The sequence below is a fragment of the Aquimarina agarilytica ZC1 genome (genome assembly GCF_000255455.1).
GTDB lineage: Bacteria > Bacteroidota > Bacteroidia > Flavobacteriales > Flavobacteriaceae > Aquimarina > Aquimarina agarilytica.
On record NZ_JH621256.1, the window covers coordinates 1 to 13,739 of the forward strand.

9 protein-coding genes are annotated in these 13,739 nt (G+C 33.7%); 7 read left to right on the forward strand and 2 right to left on the reverse strand.

Features of this window, described 5'->3' with window-relative positions:
- Positions 1–218: 218 nt before the first annotated feature.
- A complete protein-coding gene (locus tag KQA_RS0207830; RefSeq protein WP_010179821.1) occupies positions 219–860 on the reverse strand; it encodes an O-methyltransferase in 642 nt (213 codons plus the stop codon).
- An 84-nt stretch (positions 861–944) separates the two neighbouring features.
- Entirely contained in the window at positions 945–2,144 is a 1,200-nt protein-coding gene (locus KQA_RS0207835) for an OmpA family protein (RefSeq protein ID WP_010179822.1), read from the reverse strand.
- A 159-nt stretch (positions 2,145–2,303) separates the two neighbouring features.
- Between KQA_RS0207835 and kynU the strand changes: the two genes are divergently transcribed.
- The 7 genes from kynU (at position 2,304) to metH (ending at position 13,608) form a co-directional block, all read left to right on the forward strand.
- The gene (gene kynU / locus KQA_RS0207840) at positions 2,304–3,581 is read left to right on the forward strand and encodes a kynureninase (RefSeq protein WP_010179824.1); all 1,278 of its coding nucleotides are present in this window, start codon (positions 2,304–2,306) and stop codon (positions 3,579–3,581) included.
- A 27-nt stretch (positions 3,582–3,608) separates the two neighbouring features.
- On the forward strand, positions 3,609–5,006 hold the full coding sequence (locus tag KQA_RS0207845) for a right-handed parallel beta-helix repeat-containing protein (protein WP_010179826.1): 1,398 nt from the start codon (positions 3,609–3,611) through the stop codon (positions 5,004–5,006).
- Between the two features lie 203 nt (positions 5,007–5,209).
- A complete protein-coding gene (locus KQA_RS19530) occupies positions 5,210–7,315 on the forward strand; it encodes an SMP-30/gluconolactonase/LRE family protein (protein WP_010179828.1) in 2,106 nt (701 codons plus the stop codon).
- Positions 7,316–8,082: 767 nt separating this feature from the next.
- Positions 8,083–9,303, forward strand: coding sequence for an SMP-30/gluconolactonase/LRE family protein (locus KQA_RS0207855; protein ID WP_010179830.1), 1,221 nt, complete (start codon positions 8,083–8,085; stop codon positions 9,301–9,303).
- Between the two features lie 179 nt (positions 9,304–9,482).
- The gene (locus KQA_RS0207860; RefSeq protein ID WP_010179833.1) at positions 9,483–10,472 is read left to right on the forward strand and encodes a homocysteine S-methyltransferase family protein; all 990 of its coding nucleotides are present in this window, start codon (positions 9,483–9,485) and stop codon (positions 10,470–10,472) included.
- A 38-nt stretch (positions 10,473–10,510) separates the two neighbouring features.
- The gene (locus KQA_RS0207865) at positions 10,511–10,867 is read left to right on the forward strand and encodes a four helix bundle protein (RefSeq protein ID WP_010179835.1); all 357 of its coding nucleotides are present in this window, start codon (positions 10,511–10,513) and stop codon (positions 10,865–10,867) included.
- A complete protein-coding gene (metH, locus tag KQA_RS0207870) occupies positions 10,867–13,608 on the forward strand; it encodes a methionine synthase (RefSeq protein WP_010179837.1) in 2,742 nt (913 codons plus the stop codon). Before KQA_RS0207865 ends, metH begins: the two co-directional genes overlap by 1 nt.
- Positions 13,609–13,739 lie beyond the last annotated feature (131 nt).

Here is a 13,739-nt window from a genome sequence, read left to right on the forward strand (position 1 = left end):
GTCACTAATTCTTTGTATTTTCATAATTAACGATAAATTGAACCCCGTTTTTAGCTCCTTAAAGCTGTTTTCTGGGTTTTTATTTACATTAATTTACGACAAAACCCTCATATTTACAAGGGTTTTGTGTATTCTGAATGTGCCTTTTTTGTTAAATTCAATAATCAATTATATTTCAAGATCAATACTAATTTAATGAGATCATTTTAGATAAAGAATTAATTTACCCTACTAATAGTTAATCCGTCTCTTATAGGCAGTAATACCGTTTCAATTCTGGTATCTTCAGCCAATAACTTATTATATTCAATCAAAGCTTTGGTAGATTCATCGTTAGGTTGTAATTCCTCAATCACTTTTCCACTCCATAATACATTATCGGATAAAATAATACCACCGGGATTCATTTTGTCGATAATTATATTAAAATAGTTGACATAATTAGGTTTGTCTGCATCAATAAATACCAAATCGAATTTAGTGGTTAGCGTAGGGATGATTTCAATAGCATTTCCAATATGCTGTTTAATATTTCTCCCGTAAGGGGATTTATCAAAATAAGAGCGTTGAAAGTCTTCTAACTCTTCATTAATGTCAATAGTGTGTAACATACCATCTTTTTTTAAGCCTTCGCAAAGGCATAAAGCAGAATAACCAGTATAGGTGCCTATTTCTAAAATAGAAGTTGGATGAACAAGTTTAGAAAGCATACTTAAAATACGTCCTTGATAATGGCCGCTAAGCATACGTGGTTGCAATATTTTTTGATAAGTTTCACGGGTTAGCTGTTGCAGTAATAGTGGTTCTTTTTCGGAATGAGCTACTACATAGTCATCAAGCGCGTCGGGTATAAAATGCATATCAAAACAATTTTGTACAAAAATACACTATGCGTTAGTGAAAAGCTAACGCATAGTAATAATGCTTGTAATACAAGTTGTTTTTTATTGTTTTAAAAACTCAACTCTTCGGTTATTGGCTTTGTCTTCAATACTGGCATTAGCATCCGTAAATAATAGTTCGGTTTCTCCTTTACCTGTACAAGTAATGCGATCTTTTTTTATGCCTTGCTCTACCAAAGCCTTTTTTACAGCTTCGGCACGCTTTTGAGATAAGTTGAGATTTTTTGCATTATCACCATCGCTATCGGTATGTCCAATAATTTGAAAATTCCAATCTTTGTTTTCTTTCATAATAGCAGCTATTTTGTTTATAATACCCAGAGATTGTGATTCCACATCGGCTTCACCAGATTTAAAATGAATACCATTGGTAGTGTATTTTCCTTCCGAAATGATACGTTTGTATAATTGTCCTCCACCATTAGCAATACGGATATTCCGTATGCCATATAAAGCTTTTCCTGGAAAAGAACTATTTTGCTTAATGTCCATTTGTATGCCAAAGGTATTAGGCGTAAAATTTAGCCTAGGTAAATTAGCAATGCGCTTTTCATCATAATACATTTTAAATTTTCCTTTGTTATAGGACATGGCAATATGGTGCCACGCTTTTAAACGCCCTAGACTCACATTTTCTAATTGAAAATCATAGCTCCCAACTTGTCCAGTAGTTTTATCGGATCTTAATGAAAAGTCAATATTAGGATTGTTTAAAGAATTACTACTTAGTATGATGTCGTAATTAGTCCAGTTGTTATAATATGATTTAGACATTTCATCGACATAAATATCAAATTCAATAGTAAATTCATCCGATAAATATTTTTTATTGTTGAATAAAGGTAAAATGGTATTTTCATATTGGGCTGTACCAATAATAACTTTATCACCATCAAAGGTAGCTACCTCGGCGCCTCCTTGACGTAAATCCCAACGCGAAGGGAATTCACCAACTTCTTCGTATTTTAAATCATCGTAAAAAATAACATCCTCACCAGGGACAAATTTGTAATTTCTCCAAACTTCGACAGGAGAAGTATTTACACCGCCCGAATAATCTTCGTCTGATAAAACACCTCCAGCTTTGGATTGTTCTTTCTTACTTTTTTTATCTCGTTTTTTTGTAAGTAACTCTTCCGCTTTTTCTTCAGCACGTTTTTTTATTTTATCCCAAATTTGAGCATTGCTAGGTATAGTGTAAAATAATGATAGTGTGGTGAGTAGAGTGGCTATTTTTTTCATGAGTTAATTAGTTGGTTATTTTCTAAATTTACATTTTTTTTAGGAATTGTAAGAAAGTCTTTCTTTGAAGTGCTTTAAAATTAGTTAAGAAACATTTTTTTTAAGAAATAGGTGGTATTCAAATAAACATTTACCTTGTAGGGGTAAAAAATGTTGTGTATGAGATTCGAAAATTCACTTGAATTTGCTAAAGTTTTAGATAAAAAAGACCCTCTAAATCAATATCGTGATCAGTTTCATTTTCCAAAACACAAAGGGAAAGATGTGATTTATTTTACGGGAAACTCCTTAGGCTTGCAACCCAAATTAGCGCGAACTTACATTGAAGAAATTTTAAAAGATTGGGAAACCTTGGGCGTGGAAGGGCATTTTGAAGCCGAAAAGCCTTGGTGGGATTATCACGAACGATTTGGCAAACAATTATCAAAAGTGGTAGGTGCTTTGCCCGAAGAGGTCACGGTAATGAATACACTTACCGTGAATTTACACTTGCTTATGGTTTCTTTTTATAGGCCAACGGCAAAACGTTTTAAAATTATATGCGAAGAAAAAGCATTTCCAAGTGATCAATATATGATTGCAAGTCAGGTTCGATTTCATGGGTATGACCCTAAAGAAGCTATTGTAACTTTAAAAAAACGTACTGGAGAGCATAATTTTAGAACCGAAGATGTTCTTAAAACTATTGTCGAAGTTGGTAATGAATGTGCTTTAGTATTAATAGGTGGAGTAAATTATTATACAGGACAGGTATTTGATATGGAAACCATTACAAAAGCAGCAAAAGATCAAGGCGCTTTTGTTGGTTGGGATTTAGCGCATGCAGCGGGTAATGTGGACTTACAATTACATGATTGGGATGTTGATTTTGCGGCATGGTGTAGTTATAAATACATGAATAGTGGTCCGGGGAGTGCTTCGGGATGTTTTGTGCACAAAAAGCATCATGGGTTAACGGATATTCCTAGGTTCGAAGGTTGGTGGGGACATCACAAAAAAGAGCGTTTTTTAATGGCGCCAGAATTTGTGCCTGAACCCGATGTTAATGCTTGGCAAATTAGTAATGCTCCTGTATTAAGTATGGCACCCTATTTAGCATCCTTACAATTATTTGATGCCGTAGGTATGGAAGCAATTATTACTAAACGAGATTTAATTGTGAGGTATTTGGAATTTATTTTGAATTCCGTATCCGACAAAATAGGGGCAAGTTTCGAGATTATTACACCTTCAAACCCAGAAGAACGCGGTACACAATTATCGGTATTTTTGCATGGTTATGGAAAAAAAGTATTTCATTATTTAATGGAAAATGGGGTATTTGTTGATTGGCGAGAACCTAATGTAATACGTTTGGCTCCAGCTCCTTTATATTGTTCTTATACAGATATGTTTAATTTTGGATTAATTTTGGAGCAGGCAATTGTTTCGCAATAGTTTTATTAATTTTCAGTTTTTTAAAGTATGATGTACCCCAATAGAAATACCCTATTTTTAGCATTGATCTCATTAGTAATGTTATCCTGTTCGGATAAAGAAAATGATGCAGATGTTATTCCTAGCATTATTCAAGCGGACCCGGATAATCCAAACTCTGTAGTAGGACCCATGGCAGCCATTGAAAATTTACCTTATACTCAAATAGCGGATAAATCATATACTATTGATGTTTCTGAGTGGGATATTCCTACTAATAGAACCGAACCAGTAAAAACAACAGATAATTTACAAGCAGCCATTGACTGGGCTTCCAAAGAAGGTTTTGGAAAAATCTTCCTTCCAAAAGGGCATTATTTGTTGGGTAAAGAAGGGAATGATATTTATCAGGCAGGTATTGTGTTAAAAAGCAATATGGCACTGTTACTAGATAAAGAAGCCGTAATTGAAATGGCTAAAAATGATAAATGGAATTATTGCGCTATTTCCATTAATAACGAAAAAAATGTAGTAGTTTCTGGAGGAACCATTATAGGAGATCGTGATAATCATATATACACGCCTCGTAAAAGTGATGGTAGTGTGGTGCATGATGAAGGGCATTTGATTTGTATAAATGGTGAAAGTCAATTTGTAACTATTGAAAATACAGTGTTGGCAAAAGCCAATGGGGATGGTATTTTAATGGTAGGAAGTAAAAAAGGAAGTGCAGCACAAAAATTGAAAAATATAGTTGTTAGGAATAATAATTTTTCAGAAAATAGAAGACAAGGGATCTCTTTGGTAGGCAGTTCGGATGTGCTTATCGAAAATAACGAAATTCATCATACTAAAGGAACTTCTCCACAATTTGGAATTGATTTGGAAGGTGCTGGTAGGTTAAATCAGCATATTACTATACGTAGTAATTATTTTCATCATAATACCGGAGGAGATATTGTAAATACCGATGGGAAAAATGTATTAGTGGAAGCTAATGTGTTACACCAAGGCGAAGGTAGTAAGTATATTGACGGCCCTATAGTGTATTGGAAAAATGCGGATTGGACTATTAAAAATAATGATATTACATTGCTAACGCCTACTGTGAACAATTGGAATGGAATTATTATGTATTCAAACGATAATCCTAAAAAGAATCCTGCAACAACTTATATAACTAATAATACATGTAATAACTGTGGGTTTTATATGTATAAAGGAGCTGATTTAGAAATAAAGGATAATGTTTTTAATAAAGGTCACTTGGCTTTTTGGCAAATGGAAAATTTAACCCTAGAAAATAATAAGGTCAATCACCCACAAAAATGTTGGGCATATCGTTTTTTAGAAGTCAGCGGATTTGCAAAAGGGAATACCTATAATGGAGAAGCTTTTGATATACCATTAACTGATGATCCATGGAATGGATGTTGGATTAAATAAGAATTAATAATTATTTATAAGATTAAATGTACTTTTTATTAAATAACTAGTTTCTTTGTAAGAATTCATGTAAAATTAGTGAGTTTGATTAATAATGTGACTACTTTTCGTACGCTCAAACTCATATTATGTATTAGAACTTTGATACGGAATAGATTTTTTAATGCATAATTCGGGTTAAAGGCACTAATCAAATACTATTTATGAATTATATAAAGTTTATGAAAATGAATGCGCTTGCATTATTTTCAATAAGTACTTACGCTCAAACACCCATAAAATTAAGTAACGATCAATTTAAATTTGTCGAAGGTCCGGTTTGGAATGGTAGCGATATTATCTACTTTTCGGATATACCAGACAATAAAATTGTTTCTTATAATATTGTAACAAAAACCTTTTCAGATGCTATTTTAAATGCAAACCGTCCAAATGGTTTAATGTTCACTAAGGATTATGATTTATTAGTTTGCGAAGGATCTTCGGGTAAAATAACGCGCAGAAGTGTTGATGGAACTATACTAGAAACTGTAGCAGCTACTTTTAACGGAGTACGTTTAAATGATCCTAATGATTTATGTATAGATAAAAAAGGAGGAATCTATTTTACCGATCCTAATTTTGTGTTTACACATCAACCCGAAAATAGATTATATTATAGGGATGCTTCTGGAAATGTAACGTCACAAGATGCTTTTGGAAGAGGTAAACCTAATGGAGTAATTATTTCTCCAGATGGGAAACACTTATATTTGGATAATTCCGAAAGTACAGCTGTATATCGTTATGATATAGATACTGCTACTGGGAATTTATCAAACCGAATTCAGTATGGAACTTTGGCGGGAGCAAATGATTCTGGAGCAGATGGTATGGCTGTGGATACAGACGGGAGACTATATGTAACTTCTCGTTCAACGGTTCAGGTTTTTGATGGTTCACAATTGACGGCTATAAGGACGATCAATTTTCCCGAAAAGGCAACCAATTGTACTTTTGGAGGGATAAATAAAGATATTTTATTTGTTACTGCTGGTAAAAACTTATATGAAGTTTCAGGACTTGGAGTAATAGGGGTACAACATCCATTCGATTTAACAGAAAATACGGAGGAACCTGTTATAATTGACCCTGTGGATCCTATTGATACGATTCCAGATATAGTTCCACCAAATGATGATACTTATGTAATACAAGCAGAAGATTTTAAAACTACTGGCGGAACTTTTGGAGGTTTTGAAACATATACTGCTAATGGAATAACAGCTATAAATTTTAACCAAACAGGTGATTGGGGAGAGTATGAAGTTGATGTAGCTTCTGATGGAGTTTACGAAGTGGGTTATGCAACCGCAACTCCAGTTAATGATACTGCTATTGAGTTGCAAGTAGGAAATCAAACCATAAAAGATAATGTGCCTAATAATGGTGATTGGAATGTGTTTCAGGAATTAAAAGCCACTAAAACTATTGAGTTGCGAAGTGGTTTACAGCGTATTCGTGTATTAGGGGCAGGGAATAATTCTGGTAAATGGGAATGGAATATGGATTTTTTTACGTTTACTAAAGTAGATGAGATTACAAAAGTAGTAGCACCTGTACAACCAGTAGATCAGATTATACCAGTATCAAATATAGAAATTGTAGTTGAGGCCGAATCATTTACGCAAACTAATGGAGCTTTTAATGGTGTGCAGACTTATATTATAAATGGAGTAACAGCGACTAATTTTAATCAAACAGGCGATTTTGTAGAGTATACAGTAACTATTCCCGATACAGGTAATTATTACATAACATATCATATTTCTACACCAGTAGATGATACAGCTGTAGAATTTTTAGTGGATGGAATTTCTCAATTAAAAAGTAAGGTGCCTAATAATGGGAGTTGGGATAACTTTACAGCACTAACAACCAGTCAACCTGTCAATTTAACCAAGGGAGAGCATACTATTCGATTGGTAGGAGTAGGGACTAATCCGGGGAAATGGGAATGGAATTTAGATCGTTTTGTGATTTCAAATACACAAGCTGGAAATAAAGTACTTATTAGCACTAATGATGATACTATTTTTGTAGCTCCAAATCCTGTACAAGATTCATTTAATATCTTAGGTTTATTGCCCAATGCTATATATACATTTGAAATCAATGACTTTTTAGGAAAAACTTTAATAGCAGGAAAAGTAAATAGTGACGAAAATTCTATTCTAGATTTAGAGGTATTAAGCGCGGGAATTTATTTTTTACAAATTCATGATATGGAAGGATTAATGAATAAGACTATTAAAATAAATAAGGAGTAAGAGATAATATAAAGCTCATTCAAACATTAAGCCTCAACATCAAATAAAGTAGATGTTGAGGTTTTTTTGTGTATAAATTATACGATTTGCTGATAATAATTTCGTATAAATATGCTGAATTATTTTTTGTTAGTCTAAGGCAAAAAAATCAAGCATAGCCTTAGTTACGATTGCTTTTTTTAACGCCAGAATAGTGAAAAAGAAACAGCATATATGCGAAATTTTTGTTAGTAAATCGTATTATAATATGAACAAGTAAATGAATTATCTCATTTAGATTACTTGAGTAGCAGCATCTCAAAAATGATAAATGGGCCTATATGTTCATAAAATTAGAAAACCCCAATTTTCAGGGGTTAAAACGTGTAAGTAATTTCCTAGTTTAGCAAAATGAAAATTGAAAATAAAAATCTATTATTTGATATATACCAATTCTGAAATAGTAGAAAAGACTTATTATTTTAACGATCATATTATTTCAGAATTGGTATTATTAGCCATAAATGAGACTTTTTTATTTATCACGAATAATTAGAGAAATCCCCTTTAGTTACAAAATTGGCTTTTTATCAATAAATTCGGTAGTTCAGCACTATTTTAGTATAATGATGAAATTGAGTTTGTCCCATGAATAAGTACATGTGTCGACAATAATTATCATTATTAGTAGTAACTCAACATATCTGTAAGATTTTTAGTTTCAGGATTTTTATAATGACATTATAAATATATTTTGCAATTAGATAAAAGAACTAAACTAAATAACTATGATATATCGTAATCTACTTAAAATTTCATTGCTAGCTCTAGCAAGTTTTGGTATAAACGCGCAAACAGTTGAAAAACTGAGTACTAACCAATTTGGATTTGTTGAAGGACCCGTTTGGAATGGAACAGATATTATATACTTTACCGACATACCAGCTAAAAAAGTAATGTCATACACATTAAGTACCAACTCTTTTACAGAAGCTTTTGCAAATTCTAATGGAGCTAATGGTTTAATGTTTAACAAGGACTTTGATTTAATTTCATGTGAAACCTCATCTGGACAAGTTACCAGACGAAATGTGAGTGGGGAAATATTAGAAGTATTGACATCAGAATATAATGGAGTGCGTTATAATGAGCCTAATGATTTATGTATTGATAAAAAAGGGGGCATTTATTTTACGGATCCAAACTTTCAGAATACAAGTCAAGAAGCAAATAGATTGTACTATCGAAATAGTGCAGGAGAAGTGTCTATACAAGAAACTTTTGCGGCTAATGATACAAGTAATCCTGCCAATAGAGATAAACCTAATGGAGTTATCATCTCGCCAGATGGGTTAACATTATATGTAGATAATACATTTAGCAAAAATGTGTATAAATATGACATTGATCAGACAACTGGAGCGTTAAGTAATAAAACCCTTTTTGGTGAATTGCCGGATAATTCAGCAAATACAGGTGCCGATGGTATGGCTGTTGATACTGATGGGAAGTTATATGTTACCGCTAAAGCTGCTATTTATGTATATGATGGTTCTCAATTAGCTCCTATAAATACGATCACCGGTTTTAGTGAAAGTGTAACTAATTGTACTTTTGGAGGAGCGGCTAAAGATATTCTTTTTGCAACTGGGGGTAATAACTTATACAGAATTACTGGTTTAGGTGTCACTGGAGTACAACATCCTTTTGATTTGCCTGAAGCTGGAACATTAAGTGTTAATGAGGTTGAGGAATTAGAAACTATTGATGCTATTTACCCAATGCCAGTTGTTAATGATGATTTTACAGTGAAATTAACGAATAGTATCAATGTAGAAGAAGTTACTTTGTATTCTTTTACTGGGACTGAATTTCCAATTTTAGGATTTAATGTAATTAGTGGAAAAGAACTGAATGTAAGTTTAAATGAAGCACTTGTAAAAGGAACATATCTTCTTAATATTGGGACAACAAATGGAGTAATGAGTAAAAAGATTATGATTAAATAATCTCTTTAATATCATAAACTATTATAAAGCCTACTTTTGTTGCAAAAAAGTAGGCTTTGCCGTTTCTTTGCAGTTCCTAAATAAAGTGATTTATAGTTTAAAAAAAAATCACTAAATAGTTAGCTTTTTTAGTTTTTTGAGACTAATTGAAGTCACCTAAGGAATTGCGAAAGAAGCATATGAAGAATATTCAAGACATCTTAAAAGAACGTATCCTAGTCCTAGATGGAGCAATGGGTACCATGATTCAACAATACAAGTTTACAGAGGAGGATTACAGAGGAGAGCGCTTTAAGGATTGGGGACAACCCTTACAAGGAAATAATGATTTATTAAGTTTAACCCAGCCCGAAGCCATTAAAGAGATTCATGGAAAATACTTCGAAGCTGGAGCAGATATAGCAGAAACAAATACCTTTTCGGGAACAACGATTGCCATGGAGGATTATGGTATGGAGGATTTGGTATACGAATTAAATTATGAGTCTGCCAAAATTGCCAAAGAAGTAGCGGATGAATTCACGGCTAAAAATCCTGACAAGCCGCGTTTTGTGGCAGGTTCTATAGGGCCAACGAACCGAACAGCAAGTATGTCTCCAGATGTTAATGATCCTGGTTTTAGAGCAGTAACATTTGACGATCTGAGAGTAGCGTATAAGTTGCAAATAGAAGCCTTGTTAGATGGTGGATCTGACATTCTTTTGGTAGAAACTGTTTTTGATACATTAAATGCCAAAGCAGCATTATTTGCTATTGAAGAGGTAAAAGATGAAAGAGGTATTGATGTTCCTATTATGGTGAGTGGAACAATAACCGATGCTAGTGGACGCACACTTTCGGGACAAACAGCCGAAGCTTTTTTAGTATCCATATCACATATTCCTATGTTGAGCGTAGGTTTTAATTGTGCTTTGGGAGCCAATCAATTAACACCTCACTTAGAGGTATTGGCACAAAAAGCGGAATTTAATGTTTCGGCACATCCAAATGCGGGTTTACCAAATGCCTTTGGAGAGTATGACGAAACACCAGAACAAATGGCGGGGCAGATAAAAGAATTTTTAGATAAAAGTTTAATAAATATTATAGGAGGATGTTGCGGCACCACTCCAGCACATATTAAAGCCATTGCGGATTTAGCAACCCAGTATAAGCCAAGGCTTATTTAGTTGTCTGTTTTCAGTTGTGAGTTGTCAGTTATACAGATATGAATTATAAAGAATTAGAAGTTTGGAAAGTATCTAGAAATCTAGTTAAACAGATTTATTCTATAACTAATAACTTTCCTAAGATGGAAGTTTATGGATTAATAAGTCAAATAAGAAGATGTTCAATATCAATACCTTCAAATATAGCTGAAGGTTGTGGTCGTAGATCTTCTAAAGATACATTACAATTTTTATTTATTGCAAGGGGTTCGCTTTATGAACTCGAAACACAGTTATACTTGTCATTAGACTTAGAGTATTTAAATAATCAAGAATTTGAAAAAACCATTGATAGCCTTATTTATTGCAGAAAGCTGCTAAATGGTTTCATCAATTACTATAAAACTAAATGTTGATGATGGAAGAAAATAAAGAAAAACTCTCAACGCTTAACTCTCAACTCTCAACTGAAAAACGCTATTTGCGTTTATCAGGTTTAGAACCCATGATAGTTAATGAGAACATGAACTTTATTAATGTTGGTGAGCGTACAAATGTAGCGGGTTCACGTAAGTTTTTACGTTTAATAAAGGAAGAGAAATTTGATGAAGCCTTAGATATTGCGCGTCATCAAGTAGAGGGAGGAGCTCAAGTCATCGATATTAATATGGATGATGGTTTGTTGGATGGAAAAGAAGCCATGGTTCGTTACTTGAATCTTATTATGGCGGAACCAGATATTGCTCGTGTGCCAATAATGATCGATAGTTCCAAATGGGAAATTATTGAAGCAGGTTTACAAGTAGTACAAGGAAAATGTGTAGTAAACTCTATTAGTTTAAAAGAAGGGAAAGAAAAGTTCATAAACGAAGCAAAGTTGATTAAGCGTTATGGAGCGGCTGTAATTGTAATGGCTTTTGATTACGTTGGACAAGCAGATAATTATGAGCGTCGTATAGAAATAGCCGAACGCTCGTACCGTATTTTGGTGGATGAGGTTGATTTTGCTCCCGAAGATATTATTTTCGATTTAAATATATTTCCTGTAGCAACAGGAATGGATGAGCATAAATTAAATGCCATTGATTTTATTGAAGCCACACGTTGGGTACGTCAAAACTTACCACATTGTAGTGTAAGTGGAGGAGTAAGTAATGTTTCCTTTTCATTCAGAGGAAATAATCCTGTACGTGAGGCCATGCACTCCGTGTTTTTATTTCATGCAATCAAAGCAGGAATGAATATGGGAATTGTAAATCCAGCAATGCTTGAGGTGTATGATGATATTCCAAAAGATTTATTGGAGCGTGTTGAGGATGTTATTTTAAATAGAAGAGACGATGCTACAGAACGATTACTTGATTTTGCCGAAACCGTAAAGGGTACAGGTAAAAAAGAAGCAGGTCAAGACCTTTCATGGAGAGAAGAGCCTTTACAGGATCGTATTACACGTGCTTTAGTAAAAGGAATTGATCAATTTATAGTTGAAGATGTAGAAGAAGCACGTCAAGCATCAGATAAGCCGATCGAAGTGATTGAAGGGCATCTGATGACAGGAATGAACGTGGTTGGTGATCTATTTGGCGAAGGAAAAATGTTTTTGCCTCAGGTAGTGAAGTCGGCACGTGTAATGAAAAAAGCAGTAGCTTATTTATTACCATATATTGAAGAAGAAAAACTTAAGAATCCTAAAGTAGAAGGGGCGTCGGATAATGCAGGGAAAATATTAATGGCCACCGTAAAAGGGGATGTGCATGATATTGGAAAAAATATAGTTTCGGTAGTGTTGGCTTGTAATAACTACGAAATAGTTGATTTAGGGGTAATGGTACCACCTGAAAAAATTATTCAAGCGGCTATTGATGAAAATGTAGATGCTATAGGTTTGAGTGGGTTAATCACACCATCGTTAGATGAAATGGTGTATTTAGCTAAAGAAATGCAGCGTAAAGATTTTACAATGCCTTTGTTAATTGGAGGAGCAACAACGAGTAAGGCACATACAGCAGTTAAAATTGATCCTCAATATGAAGGTTCTGTGGTTCATGTAAATGATGCTTCACGTGCTGTTACAGTAGTAGGGGATCTATTGAAACCTGACACCAAAGAGGACTATATTAAATCGATTAAAGAGGATTATGATGTATTTCGAGAAAAGTTTTTAAAACGTACCAAAAAGAAAGAGTATTTATCTATTGCGGATGCCAGGGCTAATCATTATAAAATTGATTGGGAAACTTCAGAAATAGTAAAGCCAAATCAATTAGGGATTCAGGTGATCGAGAATCAAGATCTAAATGAATTAGTGGATTATATTGATTGGTCTCCATTTTTTAGATCCTGGGATTTACATGGAAAATATCCGGATATTTTAGAAGATAAAGTAGTTGGTCCGCAAGCAAAAGAATTATTTGCAGATGCCAAAGAAATGCTGGATAAGTTATTGGCCGAAAAATGGTTGACAGCAAAGGCAATTTTTGGTTTATATGAAGCAAATACTGTAAATACAGATGATATAGAAATAAGTTTGAATGGTGAGCAAAAAGCAACATTTAGAACCTTACGTCAACAATTAAAGAAGTATAAAGGAAAACCTAATTTTGCATTATCGGATTTTGTAGCACCAAAAGAGTCAGGTAAGCAAGATTATATGGGCTGTTTTTGTGTAACTACAGGTTTTGGAACAGCAGCAAAGGCTAAAGAGTTTGAAGAGAATTTAGATGATTATAATGCCATTATGGTCAAAGCCCTAGCCGATCGTTTAGCAGAAGCTTATGCGGAATATTTACATAAAGAGGTACGTATGAAACATTGGGGATATGCAGCTAATGAAGGTTTAACTAACGAAGAATTAATTAAAGAAATTTATAAAGGTATTCGACCAGCGCCAGGATATCCTGCCTGTCCAGATCACTTAGAAAAATTAACTATTTGGGAATTACTTAAAGTTAAGGAAACGATAGGAGTGGAGCTTACCGAAAGTATAGCCATGTGGCCAGCGGCGTCTGTTTCGGGATATTATTTTGGAAATGAAGAGGCACGCTACTTTGGGCTAGGAAAAATAAAAGAAGATCAGGTAAAAGATTTTGCTAATCGAAAAGCAATTGACTTAGAACTTGCAGAAAAATGGTTAAGTCCTAATATTGCGGATGATTAACTATTGCTATGAGATTCATGATTTTTTTAGTGACCAATACTAATTTTTTTAGTCTTGGTCACTAATTGAGTATGCTATTTTTAAGGTATTAAAATCATCTAATACCAATGGAATTCAAGCTCTTTTGTGAA

Bases quoted from the DNA above. Each gene is read 5' to 3' on its own strand.
- KQA_RS0207835 (WP_010179822.1), bottom strand. From the start codon at position 2,144: ATGAAAAAAATAGCCACTCTACTCACCACACTATCATTATTTTACACT.
- KQA_RS0207865 (WP_010179835.1), top strand. From the start codon at position 10,511: ATGAATTATAAAGAATTAGAAGTTTGGAAAGTATCTAGAAATCTAGTT.
- KQA_RS0207845 (WP_010179826.1), top strand. From the start codon at position 3,609: ATGATGTACCCCAATAGAAATACCCTATTTTTAGCATTGATCTCATTA.
- KQA_RS0207830 (WP_010179821.1), bottom strand. From the start codon at position 860: ATGCATTTTATACCCGACGCGCTTGATGACTATGTAGTAGCTCATTCC.
- metH (WP_010179837.1), top strand. From the start codon at position 10,867: ATGATGGAAGAAAATAAAGAAAAACTCTCAACGCTTAACTCTCAACTC.
- kynU (WP_010179824.1), top strand. From the start codon at position 2,304: ATGAGATTCGAAAATTCACTTGAATTTGCTAAAGTTTTAGATAAAAAA.
- KQA_RS0207855 (WP_010179830.1), top strand. From the start codon at position 8,083: ATGATATATCGTAATCTACTTAAAATTTCATTGCTAGCTCTAGCAAGT.
- KQA_RS19530 (WP_010179828.1), top strand. From the start codon at position 5,210: ATGAATTATATAAAGTTTATGAAAATGAATGCGCTTGCATTATTTTCA.
- KQA_RS0207860 (WP_010179833.1), top strand. From the start codon at position 9,483: ATGAAGAATATTCAAGACATCTTAAAAGAACGTATCCTAGTCCTAGAT.